Raw genomic sequence first — 16843 nt, forward strand, 5'->3', positions numbered from 1 at the left:
GCATGCTCAGAACACAGAGACTGACAAAGGAGTTCGGGGGACTCACCGCCGTCGACAGCGTCGACTTCGAGCTTGAAAACGAACTCTGCTCGCTCATCGGCCCGAACGGGGCCGGCAAGACGACGTTCTTCAATCTGCTGACCGGGAGCCTCTCGCCCACCGAGGGCACAGTCGAACTCCAGCGCAACGGGACCTGGCAGGATATCACCGACGCCTCCCCCCACGAGACGGCCAGCAAGGGTATCCACCGGTCTTACCAGGTGACGAACGTCTTCCCCAACAGCACGGTCTTGGAGAACGTCCGGGTCGCCGAGCAGGCCCACAGCGACGACGCCACGACGTTCTGGCGCAACGTCGACCACTTTGACGAGTTCACCGAGCGTGCCCACGAGATTCTCGACCGGGTCGGGCTCTCCCATCGGGCCGACGACCTCGCGAGCACGCTGAGCCACGGCGCAAAGCGCAAGCTCGAAGTCGCTATCGCGCTGGCCGGCGACCCGGCGGTCCTCCTGCTGGACGAGCCAAACGCCGGCGTCTCCTCGGAGAGCGTCGACGAGATACGGGACCTCATCGAAGCGGTCGCCGAGGACTACCCGGTCCTGCTGGTCGAGCACAACATGGACATCGTGATGGGCGTCTCCGACCGCGTGGTCGTCCTGCATCAGGGCGCAGTCATCGCTGACGGGCCGCCGGCCGACGTACGAGCGAATCCCGACGTGCAGTCGGCGTATCTCGGCGGCTACGAACCGGGCAGCCTGGACGATGATACCACTGCGGCCGGGTCCGACCCGGACTCGGAGGAGGGGACGGCGTGAGCCTGCTCGAACTCGCCGGCGTCCACACGTACTACGGCGACAGCCACATCCTCGAAGGCGTCGACCTCTCGGTCGAGGAGGGGGAAGTAGTCGCGCTGGCCGGCCGTAACGGCGTCGGCAAGACAACCACGCTGCGGACCATCCTGCAGTTGACGCCGCCCCGCGAGGGGTCGATCACGTTCCGCGACGAATCGCTGGTCGGCCTGGAGACCCACGAGGTCGCCGAGCGCGGACTGGGCTGGATTCCGGAGGACCGCAGGATATTCGGCCAGCTCACCGTCGAGGAGAACCTCCGGGCGGCGATACCGGACCCCGACGGCGTGGGCGAGGGCCTCCGACTGGCCTTCGACTCGTTCCCCATCCTCGAAGAGCGGCGGGGGCAGGAGGGAGGCACGCTGTCGGGCGGCCAACAGCAGATGCTCGCCATCGCCCGCGGGCTGGTCGGCGACAACGACCTGCTGCTGGTCGACGAACCGAGCGAGGGCCTGGCCCCACAGATCGTCGCCGACGTGGCCGAGGCACTGTCGAAAGCCAGTGAGGACGTGACGATGCTGCTGGTCGAGCAGAACCTCCCGCTGGCGCTGGACCTGGCCGACCGGTTCTACATCATCGACAAGGGCCGCGTCGTCGACGACGGCGAGACGGCGGCGGTGACGGCCGACGACGAACGGTTCAGGAGGTATCTGTCGGCATGATACTCGAAGCGCTCGCGGAGTTTCTGACGCTGAGCGAACTTGGCGGCGTCATCGTTAACGGGCTCGCCAAGTCGGCGCTGTACGTGATGATTGCCAGCGGTCTGACGCTGATTTTCGGCCTGATGGGCGTGTTGAACTTCGCCCACGGGTCGCTGACGATGGTCGGGGCGTACCTCGGTGGCCTCCTGATGGTGGTGACGGTCACCGGCGGGACAGCGCCGCTGGCCCGTCTCGGCCTGTTCTTCGTTGCCATCGTCGTCGTGTTCGCGCTACTGTCCCTGCTCGGCGGCGCAATCGAGACGACCATCATCCGGCCGCTGTACGACCGGCCGCCGATATACCAGATTCTCCTGACCTTCGGGCTGACGCTGGTCATCGAGGAGGTCGTCCGCATCGTGCTAGGAATTTATGACCTCCAGCCGCTGTCGGACTGGCAGGCCGCGCTGGCGACCAAGCCGCAGTTCCTCCGGGAACCGGTCGCGCTCGGCCCCGTCAGCGCCGGGTGGATGTCGCTGTTCCAGATACTCCTTGGAACTCTCACGGTGGTCGGCATCTGGGCGTTCCTCACCAAGACCCGCTACGGCCTGTACATCCGCGCCGGCAGCGAGGACACAGAGATGGCGTCAGCGCTGGGCATCGACGTTCGCCAGGTGTTCACCGTCGTGTTCGCGCTGGGTATCGGCCTGGCCGGCGCGGCCGGAACGCTCCTGATGTGGGACCCGACGTGGGGCGCGAGCGTCCCGCTCGCGGCCGAGACACTGCTGCCGGCGTTCATCGTCGTCATCGTCGGCGGCCTCGGGACGTTCCGGGGGACCGTGGTGGCCGCCCTCGTGGTTGGTATGGCCGACGCGGTGACGACCTGGTGGTTCCAGAACGTCATCGAGTTCACGGGCCTGCCGGAACTGGTGCTGTTTCTGGTCCTCGTGGTGACGCTCATCGTCCGCCCGCAAGGACTGTTCGGCGTCGAGGAGGTGGGGGGCCATTAGCGCCGAACCCGAGGCCGACGCCGAGGCGGCGTCCGAGCCACAGGCCCCCACGACTGTTGAGACGGGCTGGCCCCGCGAGTACCTGCGGGACCACACCGCTCACATCCTCGTTATCGCCCTGCTGGCGCTGTACCCGCCGGTGTATCACACGCTGTTGAACTCGCCTGTCGGTGCCGAGACGCAGATGCTCCTGCCGACCGTGGAGACGATGGTCGGCGTCCTCTATTTCGGCCTGTTCGCCATCTCCTTTGACTTCATCAGCGGCTACACCGGTTACCTCTCCTTCGGTCACGCGGTGTTCTACGGGACCGGCGCGTACACGGTCATCCTCATCGCCAACGGGAAGGTCCCGCTCCTGGGTCCTGGGACGCCGTTCATGCTGTCACTGCTGGTCGGCGGTCTCATCGCTATCGCCCTGGCGATGCTGGTCGGGCTGGTGTCGTTCCGGCTGTCGGGCGTGTACTTCGCGATGATTACGCTCGGCTTCGCGCAGGTGTTCTACGTGTTCGTCCGCGGCTGGGACTACGTGGCGACCAATCCCCGGGACGGCCCCGCGGTCGGGCCAAGCCACGCCGAGGGGTTCCAGATCGGAGTCCCCGGCATCGACCAGCTATCGCTGTCTATCGGCGTGCTCACCGGCGACGAGGTGGCCCTGCTGGGGTCGACGCTGTCCGGGACAGAGGTGTCCTACTACATGATCGGGCTGGTCGTCCTCGCGTGTTACTTCGCCATGCAGCGCGTCATCCACTCCCCCTTCGGCCGGGTGATGATCGCTATCCGGGAGAACGAGGAGCGCGCCGTCGCAATCGGCTACAACACCTACTGCTACAAGCTCGGGGCCTTCGCCATCAGCGGCTTCTTCGCCGCCGTCGCCGGCGGCCTGTTCGCCGGCTTCAAGCGCTCGGCCAGCCCGGAGAACTCCTTTTACTTCCTGGTGACCGGCGACGCCCTGCTGGCGAGCATCATCGGCGGCTTCGGGACGCTTGCCGGCTCGCTGTACGGCCACCTGTTCGACGAGACGGTTCGGGAGTTCCTCTCGAAGGCCGGGCAGGGCGGCGGGCTGTTGCCCTATCTCCGCGCGCTGCTGGGCCAGGAAACGCTGGACGCGACGCTGGTCGGCGAGACGACTATCGGCGGCCTCATCGACCTGCTGTTGAACGGCCACGCGAGCCTCTACGTCGGTATCGTGTTCGTGCTGTTCGTCCTCTACGTCCCTGACGGCCTGCTGGGGACGCTGCGGGCGCGTCTCGGCGGGACGTTCGCCGAGGCGCTGCCGGCGAGGCTCTGGGGTGATTCGGAATGACGAAACCAGTGAAAACGACCGTCGAACCGCCAGACCGTACGACAACTTGGGCGTGGGGCGGCCGCTTCCGACCCGGCTACCCCACGGCGGTGCATCGCCAGCGAAACGACACGCAGTGTGACAACCCGAAGGGGGAGCCAGTAGAGCAATGAGCGCGGAACCGGACCACTTGAAGGATATCCAACCAGAACCAGCCAGTATGCAATACGCGACCAACGACGGGGTCTCGCTCGCCTACGAGCGCGAGGGGCCGTCGGACGCCGAGACTGTGGTCTTCGTCGAAGGCATCGGCTACGGCCGCTGGATGTGGCTGTGGCAACAGGAGGCACTCGTCGACGAGTACCAGACAATCGTATGGGACAACCGCGGCACCGGCGATTCGGACGAACCCGAGGGACCGTACACGATGCGCCAGATGGCGAGTGACCTGGAGGCCGTACTCGACGACGCCGACATCAAGCAGGCCCACATCGTCGGGGCCAGCATGGGCGGGATGATCGCCCAGCAGTACGCGCTGGAGTACGACCGGGCGCAGTCGCTGACGCTCATGTGTACCTCGCCGGGCGGGCCGGAAGCCAAGGCGGTCCCCGAGGAGACCCAGCAGCGGATGTTCAACGTACCCGAGGACCTCGACGAGCGCGAACTCCGGCGGTACAAAATGCAGCCCGCGCTTTCGGATCGGTTCATGGGCACCCACGAAGACCTCATCGAGCGCATCATCGACTGGCGCATCGACAGCGACGCCAGCGACCAGGCCCTCGAATGGCAAGGCGCGGCCGTGCAGGCCCACGACGTGTCGGAACGACTTGGAGAGATCACGGCCCCGGCACTTGTCATCCACGGGACCGCTGACGAGGTCGTCCCCTACGAGAACGGGAAACTGCTGGCGCGGGGCTTGCCAAACGCCGACTTCGTCACTGTCCACGGCGGTCCGCACCTGTTGTTCATCGAGGAGTACGACCGCGTCAACACACAGATACGGGAGTTCATCGACGATGTCTGAGGGGCTGGCACAGGAGTGGGTCGGTGCCTGGAGCGAGCGCCGGGCCGCGCTCACGCCGGACCGCGAGGGATTGGTGGATGCGACCACCGGCGAACGATTCACGTACGCCGAATTGGACCGGCGAGCGAACCGGACTGCTCGGCTGCTCCGGCAGTACGGCGTCGGCGCGGACGGAGACGACGCCCGCACTGCGACGGACGCCACGGCGGCAGCCGGCACCGTCGCCGTCGTCTCGCGGAACCGCCCTGCCGTCGTCGACTTATTCTTCGCCACCGGCAAGACCGGGAGCCGACTGGCCCCGCTGTCCCACCGGCTTGCGTCCCCGGAACTCGCCGACCTCCTCGACCGCGTGGACCCCGAACTCCTCGTCGTCGAGGCCTCCTTCGCAGGAACTGTCTCGGCCGCCCTGGAGACAGCCGACGCGACGAGCCCCCAACTCATCCATCTCGAAACCGAAACGACGGAGTCGTCCGCTTTCGCCACTCTCGACAGCACGCCCTACGCTTCGGCCCTCCCCGCGGACGACTCATCCGTCGAAACGGCGACACCGACTCCCGGCGACACGCACCTCCTCCTGCACACCGGCGGGTCGACGGGGACGCCCAAGGAGACGGAAATCACGCATCGCGGCATCGTCTGGAACTCCCTGAACACGATTACGGCCTGGGGGCTGCGCGAGGACGACGTGACGCCGATGGTGTTCCCGATGTTCCACACCGGGGGCTGGAACGTCCTCACCGTCCCGCTGTGGCACATGGGCGGGACGGTCGTCATCGCCCGCGAGTTCGACCCCGGCGACGTGCTGGAGACCATCGACACCGAGGGTGGGACCGTCCTCGTCGCCGTCCCCGCAGTGCTGCGAATGATGACGGACCACGACCGCTGGACGGAGACGGACCTCTCGACGCTGCGCTTTGCCAAGTCCGGCGGTGGCCCCTGCCGCAAGAGCGTGATGGAGGCGTGGTGGGACCGTGGCGTCGACCTCTCACAGGGGTACGGCCTCACCGAGTGCGGCCCGAACAACTTCGCGATGCCGGAGGGCTGGCCCCGAAAGAAGGCCGATTCCGTCGGCAAGCCGGCGATGCACGTCGACGCCAGAGTCGTCGAACCCGACGACGGTGACAACGGCGATGGTCCCTCCGACGCGCGAAAGACGGTCGACCCCGGCACCGTCGGCGAACTCCAGTTGCGCTCGCCCCACGCCGCGACGGGCTACCTCGACAACCCCGAGGCCACCGCCGAGACGTTCGGCGACGGCTGGGTGTCGACCGGCGACCTCGCCCGCGCCGACGCGGACGGCTACTACTACATCGAGGGTCGCACCAAGCATATGTTCGTCAGCGGCGGCGAGAACGTCTACCCCGCGGAGGTCGAGGACGCTATCGCCGACCATCCGTCGGTCGGTGAAGTCGTCGTGATTCCGGTCCCCGACGGCAAGTGGGGACAGGTCGGGAAGGCCGTCATCGAACTTGCGACCGATAGCACGGCGGGCGGGGCCGGCGACCGGCCGCTGACACTCGACGGCCTCCGGACGTTCCTTGACGACCGACTGGCCCGGTACAAACACCCCCGCGAGATTGCGTTCGTCGAGGCGATGCCGACCAGCGGCCCGGACAAGATCGACCGGGGTGCAATCTCGGACCGATTCGGGGCGTAATCCATCAATGCAGGCGTATCTTCAAGAGGGGTGATGCAGTTCCATTTACACAAGATGGCTGACACATATGCGCCGGCGGATTCGATACATGTGTTGCAGGTGGACGACACCCCGCTACTCGACGAGACTGTCGAGTTCCCGGCTGGACGGGACCCGGACTCGCTTACCCTGACTACGACTGACCGGGCTGACAGTGCGCTCGAACACCTCGAAGACAACGCTATCGATGGCATCGTTGCCGCGGACGACCTCTCGGACCGGTCCGGCCGTGCGTTCGTCGACGCGGTCCGCGAGCGGGATAGCAATCTCCCGGTACTGTTGCTGATCGAGTCGGAATCCGTCGCCAGTAACGCGGTCTCGAACGGCGTCACCGACGTTTTCAGCAGAGACACGGCTGTCGAGCGTGGCGACCTCCTCGCCAATCGAATTCGGTTGCTCGTCGAACACCATCAGTCGACAGAAATCGCTAGCCGGACCAGACGGCAACTCACAGAACTGGCGGAACAGTCGAACGAACTGCTGTGGGTGTTCTCCGGGGACTGGACCGAGATACAGTTCGTCAATTCGGCATACGAAACGCTCTACGGCCGCTCCGTGGAGTCCCTGCAGGCTGACCCTGCGGAGTTCATGACCGCGATTCACCACACGGATCAGGAGCGAGTCATGCAGGCGATGCAACGCGTGTCAGCCGGCGAATCGGTCGATCTCGAATTCCGTATTACCAAACCGGATGGCGAACAGCGCTGGGTGCGGGCCGAGGCGCAACCGATTGTCGACGATGGCACAGTCATCAGAATCGTCGGTGCCTCGCGCGACATCACTGAGCGGAAGCGACGCGAGTCCGAACGCGTCACGGAACTGGATAGCCCCGACGCGCCAGTCGATGCAGTGCCGGATCTGTTCTATGAACTCGACGAGAACGGCGATCTGGCTCGCTGGAATGATGCACTGGCGGCAGCCACCGGACACGAAGACGCTGATCTCGCGTCGATGGCTCTGACAGCCCTCTTCGCCCCGTCCGACCGCGAGACGGTTCGCCAAGGCATTGAGACGGCGTTCGAGACCGGTGAGGCGTCGTTCAAAGCCGACCTGCTGACCGCCGACGGAACGACAGTCCCGTACGAATTCACCGGCGGCCGGATAACGGCTGCTGACGGCTCGACGCTCGGCGTGGCCGGTATCGGACGGGAGATCTCTCCCCCCGACAGCCGTCAACAGGCCCTTGAACAACAAAACGAGCGCCTCGACGAGTTCGCCAGCGTCGTCAGTCACGACCTCCGGAACCCGCTTGACGTTGCCCGAGGCCAGCTAGAACTCGCACAGATAGAACACGACAGCGAGCATCTCGACGCAGTCGAGCGAGCCCACGACCGTATCGGCCAACTCATCGAGGACCTCCTGTCGCTGGCCCGGAACGGCGAGGCCGCGCTCGACAGCGAGCCGGTGCCGCTCCAGACCGTCGTCGAGCAGTGCTGGCAAACCGTCGAGACCGGCGACGTGACGCTGGAGCTACGGACCTCGGCCGTGGTCCGCGCGGACCCGGGTCGGCTCCGACAACTGTTCGAGAATCTCATCCGCAACAGTGTGGAACATGGACAAACGCCACACACTGAGAAACAGGGAGACACCGGCGAGCAGCGTGTGACAACCTCGATATCACAGTCGCAGGGAGCGGCCACCGACCTGACGATAACTGTCGGCGAACTGGACGACGGCTTCTACGTCGCGGACGACGGCGTCGGGATTCCGGCCGACGAGCGCGAGAACGTGTTCGAGGGCGGCTACTCGCTGGCTTCGGGCCCCGGGTTCGGCCTCCGAATCGTCGATGAGATCGTCGACACCCACGGCTGGTCGATAACGGTTGCAGAAAGCGACGCCGGCGGTGCTCGCTTCGAGATCACCGGCGTCGAATTCGATGCGGCGTAACTGTGCCGCCGTGATATCGGGTGACCACCACGTCACCCGGTGCCGTCCCAGTCAACACCAACAGATGGGGGCTGAACTTACGCTTCGTCGAAGACGGTGTCGCCCTCGACGACGTGCTCTTCCACGGCGTCGAGGTCGAGCGTCAGACCGAGACCCGGCTCTTCCGGAATCTCGATGTAGCCGTCCTCGATGACGGTCTCCTCGACCAGGTCCTCCCACCAGCCGAGTTCGTAGGAGTGGTACTCGACGGCCAGAGAGTTCGGGACAGACGCCCCGACGTGGGCGCTCGCCATCGTCGCAATCGGCGAGGAGACGTTGTGCATCGCGACCGGGATGTAGTACTGGTTCGCCACGTCGGCGACCTTGCGTGTCTCGCGCATGCCGCCGACCTTCGGCATGTCCGGCGCGATCATATCGACGGCCTGGTTCTCGATGAGCCGGCGCTCCTCGGTGACGCGGTAACGGTTCTCACCGACGGTGATCGGCGTGTTCGTGGACTTGGTGACCTCCTCCTGCACTTCGAGGTTCTCCGGCGGAACGGGGTCTTCGAGCCACCAGACGTCGTACTCCTCGATGGCTTCGGCGAGACGCTTGCCGGAGCTGCCCGAGAACGTCCAGTGACAGTCGAAGGCCACATCGGCCTCGTCTTTGACCTCCTCCGTGACTTTCTCGACAATCTCGGCCTTGTGTCGAATTTCGCCCGGACGGAGGTGGCGGTTCGCGCGGTCCTTTTCCAGGCCGCTTGGCACGTCGAGGTCGAACTTCAGCGCGTCGTAGCCCAGTTCGTCGACGACGCGGCGCGCCTCCTCGGCGCAGGCGTCGGCGTCGGCCTCCTCTTCGGTGTGACAGTCACAGTACACGCGCATCTCGTCGCGGTACTTGCCGCCCAGGAGCTGGTAGGCCGGCACTTCGAGGATCTTGCCCGCGAGGTCGTGCAGCGCGACCTCGATGCCAGCGATGGCGGTGACGGTGACACCCTCGACGCTCCCCTCGCCGCTCATCTTCTGGATGAGGTGCTCGTAAAGGCGGTCGATGTCGAGCGGGTTCTCGCCGACGACGAACGGCTTCATCCGCTCGATGAGTTCCGGGACGCCCGCGCCCCAGTATGCCTCGCCCGTGCCGACGATGCCCGCGTCGGTGTAGATTCGGACGAGCGTCCACGGGAAGTTCCCGTCGACCATCGTCGTCTGAACGTCTGTAATCTCCACGTCACGGCCGCCACCGCGCTTGGCGGTGACGCCCATCGTCTCCGCAGAGAGCTCCCGCATGGTGTACTCTGCGTTGGGGTCGTGCAGGTCAGCGTAGTCTACGTCGTTTGCCTTTCCCATACCCCTCGCTTGCTATCGGCGTTACAAAAGTGTAGAGGAAATCGGTCTCGCTCTGGCAGGACCGCACAAATCACAATTTGGCTGTCAGCCTTCGTCTGCTTCCGCCTTGGGTGCCTGCTTGACGCTTCCGTCAACCACTGTGGCAGCGCAACCCTTGCGGTCCATATGAAACCGCTGCTGTCAAGTCGTATTCCCTGCACAAAGTTTTGAAGTGGGACCGCCGAGATTCGAACTCAGGTCCGACGGACCCCATCCGCCGAGGATACCGCTACCCCACGGTCCCGCACTCTGGGAGAAGGGGGTGTTTTAATTAAGGGCTTCGCTTTGGTGGCGAGAGTGGCAGCCCGTGACGAGGGAGGGCAGTGTCGGTGCGGTCGCTTCACTCGGCGACTTTGATATCGGGACTGTCGATGGTGACATCGGTAAGCGACCAGCCCTCGCTCGCGGAGCGGGCGTCGACACCGATGGCATTCTGCTCGGCGGTTACGGATATGGTCGACCCAGAGACAGTCCACGACGCGTTGGTCTTGACGGCGTGGATTCCCTGTTGCCGGCTTTCGATGGTCGTATTCTGGATGGTCCACGCGCCGGTCGTTCGAGCGGTGAAGACCCCGATATCCCGGGTTTCGAGGGTCGCATCTTCAAGCGTCCACGCGCCGCTTGAGAAGGCGGTCACGAGGCCGGTGTCGCTCTGGCGGACTGTCAGGTCGGTCGCCGTCCAGTCGCCGGCGCTATTGATAGCCTTGACGCCGGTATCGCTCCGGCGGACCTCCGTGTTCTGGACCGACCAGTCACCAGTTGTCCCGGAGGCGTCGACGCCGTCCGCGCCGGACCGGTCAACGACGACTGCTGCGACCGTCCAGTCGCCGGAAGACCTGCGGACGTCGGCGCCGTCGCCGCCGACAGCGACGAAGCGAGTGTCGCGAATCGTCCAGTCACCGCTGGTCCCGCGGGCGAACACGCCGCTGTAGGTCGTGCTGGCGACGGCGGCGTCCTCGATAGTCCAGTTCCCGGACGAATTCGGCGCGTAGACGCCGACATCGGCAGCGATAACGGTCGTATCAGTGACCGTCCAGTCGCCGCTGGTTCCGTTGGCCACGACGCCAAAGCGGTAGTTCCGCACGGTAAATCCGGTGACGTTCGGTTCGGCTGTGCCGGCCACCGTGACGCCGGTTCCGTTGACGAACCGCGAGCCGTCCAGTATCGCCCGGTCGGGTGCGACGATGGAGATGTTCTCGTTGATTCGGACTTCTTCGTAGTAGGTGCCCGGACGGACTTCGACGGTGTCACCGCTGTCGGCGGCGTCCACAGCGGCCTGTATCGACCGGTAGTCGGCACGCCCGTCTTTATCCACGGTCAGTGTCTCCTGTGCCGTCTGTGCTCCCGCTACGCTCGCCGGCAACACAGCGAGGGTCAGCACTACCGACAGCAAGAGGGCAAGTAGTGTCGTACGCCTGTCGTCCATAGTTGACACTGTAGGCGCGAGTGGACGTAAACCGTATTGTTATTTGAACTGGTGCCCCCGGCGATGCGGCCCGCGAAAGCGTTATCGGCCGGACCGGCGAACCCCGGAGTGTGCTGGAGTTGACGTACGAGTCGGGGACCATCCGCGTGACGGGGGACCCGCCGTCGGACCTGCCCGGCGTCGAGTACGACGAACGCACCCAGACAGCCAGAGCGCCGGCCTACCGGTACGCCGACCTCCGGAGTGCGCTGGGGGACCGCGGGATAGCGTACGAAGACGCTGTCTGCTCCCTGCCGTCGCTGTCGCTCTCGACGACGTACGACCTCAGAGCCTACCAGCAGGCAGCGCTGGACGCCTGGCGAGAGGCTGGCGATAGGGGCTGTCTGGAACTCCCGACGGGGAGCGGCAAGACCGTTATCGGCATTGCGGCAATGGTCGCGCTGGGGACGCCGACGCTGGTCGTCGTCCCGACCATCGACCTGCTGGAGCAGTGGCAGCGCGAGCTACAGCGGGAGTTCGACCAGCCGGTCGGCCGCATGGGCGGGGGCGAACAGCGCGTCGAGGACATCACGGTGTCGACGTACGACTCGGCGTACCTGCGGGCCGACGAACTCGGGGACCGATTCGGACTCGTGGTTTTCGACGAGGTCCATCACCTCGGCGGCGAGGGGTATCGGGACATCGCTCGGCTGCTCGCCGCGCCGGCGCGACTCGGGCTGACGGCGACGTTCGAGCGGCCGGACGGCGCACACGAGACCATCGAGGCACTCGTCGGGCCGCTCGTCCAGCGAGTCAGCGTTGACGATCTGGCGGGCGAGCACCTCGCGGACTACGACATCAAGCGAATCGAGGTCGCGCTCACGCCGGACGAACGGGACCGCTACGAGGAGTCCCAGGGGACGTTCACCGACTACCTGAAGCAGTCCAACATCCAACTCCGGTCCGGCAGCGACTATCAGGAACTCGTGAAGCGGTCCGGCAACGACCCGGCGGCCCGGGAGGCGCTGCTGGCGAAACAGCGCGCCCGCGAGGTGATGATGAACGCCCAGCGGAAGGTCGACCGGCTGGCGACGATTCTGGACCGCCACCGCGAGGACCGGATCATCGTCTTCACCGCCCACACCGACCTCGTGTACCGCCTCTCCGAGCGGTTCCTCATCCCGGCGATAACACACGAGACCGGCGCGAACGAGCGTCGGGAGATCTTAGAGCGGTTCCGCGACGGGACCTACTCCCGGGTCGTGACGGCGAACGTCCTCGACGAGGGTGTGGACGTACCCGACGCCAACGTCGCCGTCGTCCTCTCGGGCAGCGGCTCCGAGCGGGAGTTTACCCAGCGACTCGGCCGGATTCTGCGGCCAAAAGCCGACGGCGGTCGGGCGCTGCTGTACGAACTCGTGACCGAGGAGACCGCGGAAGAGCGCGTCGCCAGGCGACGCAGATAGCGGGCGTCGCAGCGTCGAGGTGCCCCTGAGCGTGCTGAGTGGGTGCCCTGACTCCCCGTGTTTTTGTCGCTCCGTCGCGGAGACGCATCTGTGCTGACGAAAGACCTCCTGCGGGTGTCCCGGGCCGGCGGCGGCTACCACCTGCAGTTCGCCGACGCCGACGCGGAGCGGCTGGCGGCCCGCGTGCTCGGAATCTATCAGGGCCATGTCGGCGAGTCCCGCGAGACGCTGGAGGCGGCACTTGCGGACGTAGAGCGAGAGGCCGACGATTTCAAGCTGGTCCGCGGGCTGGCGAAACTCGTCGAACGGGAGGCAACATTCGAGACGCAAGCCCCGATCGACCCCGTTCGCGCCCGTCGTCGGGTGTTCGAAGCCGCCGCGGACGTTGGCGTCGTGACCGAGGCCGAGCGCGAGCGAGCACTCTCCGAGGCGGCCGACCACTTCGGCACGGACGCCGAGACGCTGGCCGAGGCGCTATACGCCGACCGGGACTCGCGACAGGTTCTCACTGACGTCGACTCGCGCTGGGGGCCGGCCGAACTGCGGACCCAGTACAACCTCTCGCTAGCGCAAACGGCGCTGTTCGACGCGACCGAGGTACGGGTCCGCTCATCCGACCCGAAGGCGCTCGTCTCGGCGGTCAAACGCCTCCGGCTGATGTACGAGATTCGCCGGACTGGGAACGGTCGAGAGGTCGTCGTCACGGGGCCGGACGCGCTGTTCTCGAATACACGCCGGTACGGCACCCGCTTCGCTCGTCTCCTTCGGACGGTCGCGGCCGCGAGCGAGTGGGAACTGACGGCGACCATCGACGACCGGGGCACCGAGCGGGAACTCACCCTTTCAGATGGGGATGTCTCCGTGCCCGGCGTCGAGCCCGTAACTGAGGTCAGCTACGACAGCGGTGTCGAAGCCGACTTCGCCGGCCGGTTCGCCGCGCTGGACCTCGACTGGGACCTCATCCGCGAGCCGGAGCCGCTGGCGGCCGGCGAACATGTCATCATCCCGGATTTCGCCTTCGAGTGGCGACCCGGCGCTGATACCGGCGTTCGGGACACCGGGCGCAGTGGCGGGGGCTCGGACGGGGCTGACGGGGCCGCCAGTGACGCTCCCTTCCGGATTTTCTTCGAAATTATGGGTTTCTGGACGCCGGAGTACGTCGAGAAGAAGCTCGCCCGCCTCGACGCGCTGGCGGACGTGGAGATGCTGGTCGCCGTCGACGAATCGCTCGGTGTCGGGGACGAAATCGAAGCGACGGATAACCGAGCGATTCCGTACGCCGGGACGGTCAGAGTGAAAGACGTGCGGGATGCCCTGCGACCCTACGAGGAGCGGCTGGTGCGCGAGAGCGCCGCGGAGATACCCGATGAACTCCGGCCGGATGCCGACGTTACCTCGCTCGCTGACCTCGCCGCGGAGTACGGCGTCAGCGAGGATGCGCTGGAAGACGTGGCCTATCCGGCCCACGAGCGCGTCGGGCGCACGCTCGTTTCCCCTGCCGTGTTAGACGACCTGGCCGAGGAGATCGAGCCCGGAATGGCGTACGAGGCGGCGAGCGACAGACTGGCAGACTACGGTCTCGAGGACGACAGCGCCGCCCTCGCACGCCTTGGCTACCGCGTCGCCTGGGAAGGGCTGGGTGAGGGGACAATCCAGCCACGGGAGTGAGCCGCCTGTGGGATACCGCTGAGAATCAGCCCCCAGATACAGCGAATCGTCGCCGGAACGAAGCGAGCGACTCGGCTGTTCAGGTCGCTTCGTCAAGTGGCTCTTCGGACCGCTGTCGCTGCCACTGTGGCACTTCGAGGAGGAGTCGGAGCGGCCAGATGACGTAGTACAGCGGATGCAGCGGACCGGGGAGCGGGCAAAACTGGTACTCCGAGTAAGTCGGGTGAAGCGACGAATGCAACAGCAGGAGCGGCACCAGCGCAGTTGCCGAATCGCTGGCAGCCAGGTGAAACTGAGCGGCCTCGAACTGCGTGGGTGCCTGTGGCGTCCCAGCGGCCAGCGATTCGACGACGGCCTCGGTTAACTCGGTGACGCGGTCGTCCGTGCGAAGGCGATCCAGTATCGGCGTTGGGAGGGTGTACCCGAAGACAGTACGTGCGAGCGCGGCCCCGAGCAGTAGGTTCCGCTGGACGCCAGTTTCCCGCGCCCGAGCGAGGACGTGTGACCAGTCAGCTTCCGTCGACTCCAGCGCCGCAACGAAATCACAGAGCCACTTCAGGAGATACCAGCGGTGTTTGGTTCCGTGGAACGCTAACACGAGTAGCCGGTCTGGCTGTGCAAGCGCCGGAAGCGGTTGGCCGCCGACCGCGACTGTGTCGCGGCGGTCCCAGAGTTCACTGAACGGTGTGGTGAACGGTCGCTCGGCGTCGCCCACGCGCCAGCGGAGTTCCACGTCGAACTCCGGACCTCGCATCTCGTACTCGTGAACGATTGCCTTCGTCACGGGACCGCCCAACAGCGCGGCGTCGTCCAATCGCGGCGTGCCCCCGCGCCACTCGTAGCCTCGCTCTTCCAGAATATCCGCGGCGACAGTGATATCTTCAGGATGGACGAGCAGATCCAGATCGTTGTACTCCCGCACCGTTGCGTCGTCGTAGGTGGCGGCCGAAAGCACCGGTCCCTTGAACGGTACCGCGCGTACACCGCGTGTCTCAAAACTCTCGATTATCTCCTGTAGCTCGGTCGTGAACGCGAGATTTCGCATCCGCTTTCCCTGTACTGTGCTGCTAAGTCGTGTCAACACGGACTCTGGCACGGTGAACTCATCACCGCTCTCGCGTGCTATCGGTTCCAGCCCCTGATAGAGGAGTTGCACGACGCCATGATATCGGGCGAGTTCAAGGACGCGGTCCCAGGCAGGTTCGGCATCCAGCGCGGGAGGGTCGGGGGAAGCGTCGGTGACGATTGCGGTACGAACACAGTCGACTACCAATTGGAGTTCGGGTTCAGCCTCCGTTAGCATGGCTCACTCTTGAGATCAGACTGAATCCGGGCTACGACCTCCGGGAGCATATCGAGATCGAACGGTCGGCGGAGCCGTTTTATATCTGTCATGTCGACGATCTCCCCGCAAGCACTGAAATTGGACACGGCCTGGCCGTCGGCGTCCAGCGCGCCCAGTGTGTACGTGTTATCGACGAGCGCCATGACCTGTTCGTCCGGCCTGACTGAATCCACCCCGATAGAGTCGCCGTCTTCGAGCAGATAGATGCGTTCTAGCGGCACCGGAGTCGCGGGCTGGTCGTGTCTGAGCCCGTAGAAGTGTCGCGGGCGCCCGTTGTGGACCTGTTCCGGCGGCTCGACCGGGGGGTCAAACGCCGCAACTGCCTCCGGGTCGAGTTTCATCGATGGGTAGCCGCTCCGAACGACTGGTCCCGCATTATCCAGCGTTATCGCAGCCACGTCGTCGCTCAGGACACGGTGCCCGTCAAGCAAACAGGCCATCGCAGTCGTCGTTTTTCCGACCCCGGACTCCCCGACGAACGCCACTGCACGCCCGTCGATGCTGACGGTACTGGCGTGCAGCACGAAGTAGCCCCGCTGGTCCAGCAAGTGATTCAACGCCGGGCCGACCAGTACGTGGCGGAGGACTTCGCTTGGCACGTCCGAGGCCGGGTCTACAGCGATGGACGTCCCGTCGAGAATTCTGACCGTTGCGGCGTCGTATAGAAGGTAGTATTCGCGCTCGTCTACCGCGTGAAAGGTCGATTCGGAGTCAGCCGACAGTGGGCGAGGGAGCCGTTCTTCAGTGATGGTGACGTCGGCCCGCCCGTCGGGCTCTGTCTCAGCGGGCGGAAGCTCCGGTACGTCGAATGCCGAGCGGACTGTCAGTCCAAAGGCTTCGTACGTGGCTGTGTTTACTGTTGCCATCCTGCTAGGTCCCTCCCTGCGTAGTTGTCCATCGATTCCGTCCGTGCTGAAACACACCCCATCTACGACACCCCTGGTTCATACCAGATCGCTTGACTGCTGTGGTGGATAAGAATGCACTCTCTACTTCCGACACACAGCCACGAAACCGTCACGACGTAGCCACTGACCGGTGCCAGTGTCGAGGATCAATAAAGGAGGGATCAGTTAGATACGTGAACCGACTGCGGACGCTAGCTCCACTTCCCGTATCCGTCGTCGTGGTCCCACCAGTTCGTCTTTTCTTCGACAGTTCCGTACGTTTCGACCGACGGCGTTTCGTATTCCTTCATGGGTTACCC

The 16843-nt window shown here is 65.3% G+C and carries 13 protein-coding genes and 1 tRNA gene; 9 read left to right on the forward strand and 5 right to left on the reverse strand.

What is annotated here, in order from left to right:
* Positions 1 to 2 precede the first annotated feature (2 nt).
* The 7 genes from VI340_RS05570 to VI340_RS05600 all read left to right on the forward strand — a co-directional run bounded on the left by VI340_RS05570 (position 3) and on the right by VI340_RS05600 (position 8385).
* On the forward strand, positions 3 to 815 hold the full coding sequence (locus VI340_RS05570; RefSeq protein ID WP_336357964.1) for an ABC transporter ATP-binding protein: 813 nt from the start codon (positions 3 to 5) through the stop codon (positions 813 to 815).
* Entirely contained in the window at positions 812 to 1510 is a 699-nt protein-coding gene (locus tag VI340_RS05575; protein ID WP_336357965.1) for an ABC transporter ATP-binding protein, read from the forward strand. The genes VI340_RS05570 and VI340_RS05575 overlap by 4 nt, the downstream gene beginning before the upstream one ends.
* Positions 1507 to 2496 carry a branched-chain amino acid ABC transporter permease gene (locus tag VI340_RS05580; protein WP_336357966.1) on the forward strand — a complete coding sequence of 330 codons (990 nt, stop codon included), beginning with the start codon at positions 1507 to 1509 and terminating at the stop codon, positions 2494 to 2496. Before VI340_RS05575 ends, VI340_RS05580 begins: the two co-directional genes overlap by 4 nt.
* A 139-nt stretch (positions 2497 to 2635) precedes the next feature.
* Positions 2636 to 3799 (forward strand): branched-chain amino acid ABC transporter permease, encoded by a 1164-nt coding sequence (locus VI340_RS05585; protein ID WP_336357967.1) that lies wholly within the window; start codon positions 2636 to 2638, stop codon positions 3797 to 3799.
* Positions 3800 to 3947: 148 nt separating this feature from the next.
* Complete coding sequence (locus VI340_RS05590; protein WP_336357968.1) at positions 3948 to 4802, forward strand: alpha/beta fold hydrolase; 855 nt, start codon at positions 3948 to 3950, stop codon at positions 4800 to 4802.
* Positions 4795 to 6459 carry an AMP-binding protein gene (locus VI340_RS05595; RefSeq protein WP_336357969.1) on the forward strand — a complete coding sequence of 555 codons (1665 nt, stop codon included), beginning with the start codon at positions 4795 to 4797 and terminating at the stop codon, positions 6457 to 6459. The genes VI340_RS05590 and VI340_RS05595 overlap by 8 nt, the downstream gene beginning before the upstream one ends.
* Positions 6460 to 6513: 54 nt before the next feature.
* On the forward strand, positions 6514 to 8385 hold the full coding sequence (locus VI340_RS05600) for a PAS domain S-box protein (protein WP_008309596.1): 1872 nt from the start codon (positions 6514 to 6516) through the stop codon (positions 8383 to 8385).
* Positions 8386 to 8462: 77 nt separating this feature from the next.
* On the opposite strand, the gene VI340_RS05605 is transcribed toward VI340_RS05600, so the two are convergent.
* From VI340_RS05605 to VI340_RS05615, 3 genes are all read right to left on the reverse strand, one after another.
* A complete protein-coding gene (locus VI340_RS05605) occupies positions 8463 to 9713 on the reverse strand; it encodes a mandelate racemase/muconate lactonizing enzyme family protein (RefSeq protein ID WP_336329978.1) in 1251 nt (416 codons plus the stop codon).
* Positions 9714 to 9925: 212 nt separating this feature from the next.
* Positions 9926 to 9996 (reverse strand) — tRNA-Pro (locus tag VI340_RS05610).
* Positions 9997 to 10092: 96 nt separating this feature from the next.
* A complete protein-coding gene (locus VI340_RS05615) occupies positions 10093 to 11178 on the reverse strand; it encodes a right-handed parallel beta-helix repeat-containing protein (RefSeq protein WP_336357970.1) in 1086 nt (361 codons plus the stop codon).
* Positions 11179 to 11288: 110 nt separating this feature from the next.
* Here VI340_RS05615 and VI340_RS05620 point away from each other — a divergent pair, with 110 nt between their 5' ends.
* Together VI340_RS05620 and VI340_RS05625 are read left to right on the forward strand one after the other, a co-directional pair.
* Positions 11289 to 12623, forward strand: coding sequence for a DEAD/DEAH box helicase (locus VI340_RS05620; RefSeq protein WP_336357971.1), 1335 nt, complete (start codon positions 11289 to 11291; stop codon positions 12621 to 12623).
* Between the two features lie 90 nt (positions 12624 to 12713).
* Positions 12714 to 14291 (forward strand): DUF790 family protein, encoded by a 1578-nt coding sequence (locus VI340_RS05625; RefSeq protein ID WP_336357972.1) that lies wholly within the window; start codon positions 12714 to 12716, stop codon positions 14289 to 14291.
* 79 nt (positions 14292 to 14370) lie between these two features.
* On the opposite strand, the gene VI340_RS05630 is transcribed toward VI340_RS05625, so the two are convergent.
* Together VI340_RS05630 and VI340_RS05635 are read right to left on the reverse strand one after the other, a co-directional pair.
* On the reverse strand, positions 14371 to 15594 hold the full coding sequence (locus VI340_RS05630; RefSeq protein WP_336357973.1) for a nucleotidyltransferase domain-containing protein: 1224 nt from the start codon (positions 15592 to 15594) through the stop codon (positions 14371 to 14373).
* Entirely contained in the window at positions 15588 to 16502 is a 915-nt protein-coding gene (locus tag VI340_RS05635; protein WP_336357974.1) for a hypothetical protein, read from the reverse strand. Before VI340_RS05635 ends, VI340_RS05630 begins: the two co-directional genes overlap by 7 nt.
* Between the last annotated feature and the right edge of the window lie 341 nt (positions 16503 to 16843).

This window comes from Haloarcula sp. CGMCC 1.6347 (assembly GCF_037078395.1).
Lineage (GTDB): Archaea > Halobacteriota > Halobacteria > Halobacteriales > Haloarculaceae > Haloarcula > Haloarcula amylolytica.

What these genes read in the sequence shown, in the direction of transcription:
- VI340_RS05630 (WP_336357973.1), bottom strand. Translation starts at nt 15,594, where the DNA reads ATGCTAACGGAGGCTGAACCCGAACTCCAATTGGTAGTCGACTGTGTT.
- VI340_RS05590 (WP_336357968.1), top strand. Translation starts at nt 3,948, where the DNA reads ATGAGCGCGGAACCGGACCACTTGAAGGATATCCAACCAGAACCAGCC.
- VI340_RS05595 (WP_336357969.1), top strand. Translation starts at nt 4,795, where the DNA reads ATGTCTGAGGGGCTGGCACAGGAGTGGGTCGGTGCCTGGAGCGAGCGC.
- VI340_RS05580 (WP_336357966.1), top strand. Translation starts at nt 1,507, where the DNA reads ATGATACTCGAAGCGCTCGCGGAGTTTCTGACGCTGAGCGAACTTGGC.
- VI340_RS05570 (WP_336357964.1), top strand. Translation starts at nt 3, where the DNA reads ATGCTCAGAACACAGAGACTGACAAAGGAGTTCGGGGGACTCACCGCC.
- VI340_RS05600 (WP_008309596.1), top strand. Translation starts at nt 6,514, where the DNA reads ATGGCTGACACATATGCGCCGGCGGATTCGATACATGTGTTGCAGGTG.
- VI340_RS05615 (WP_336357970.1), bottom strand. Translation starts at nt 11,178, where the DNA reads ATGGACGACAGGCGTACGACACTACTTGCCCTCTTGCTGTCGGTAGTG.
- VI340_RS05605 (WP_336329978.1), bottom strand. Translation starts at nt 9,713, where the DNA reads ATGGGAAAGGCAAACGACGTAGACTACGCTGACCTGCACGACCCCAAC.
- VI340_RS05635 (WP_336357974.1), bottom strand. Translation starts at nt 16,502, where the DNA reads ATGGCAACAGTAAACACAGCCACGTACGAAGCCTTTGGACTGACAGTC.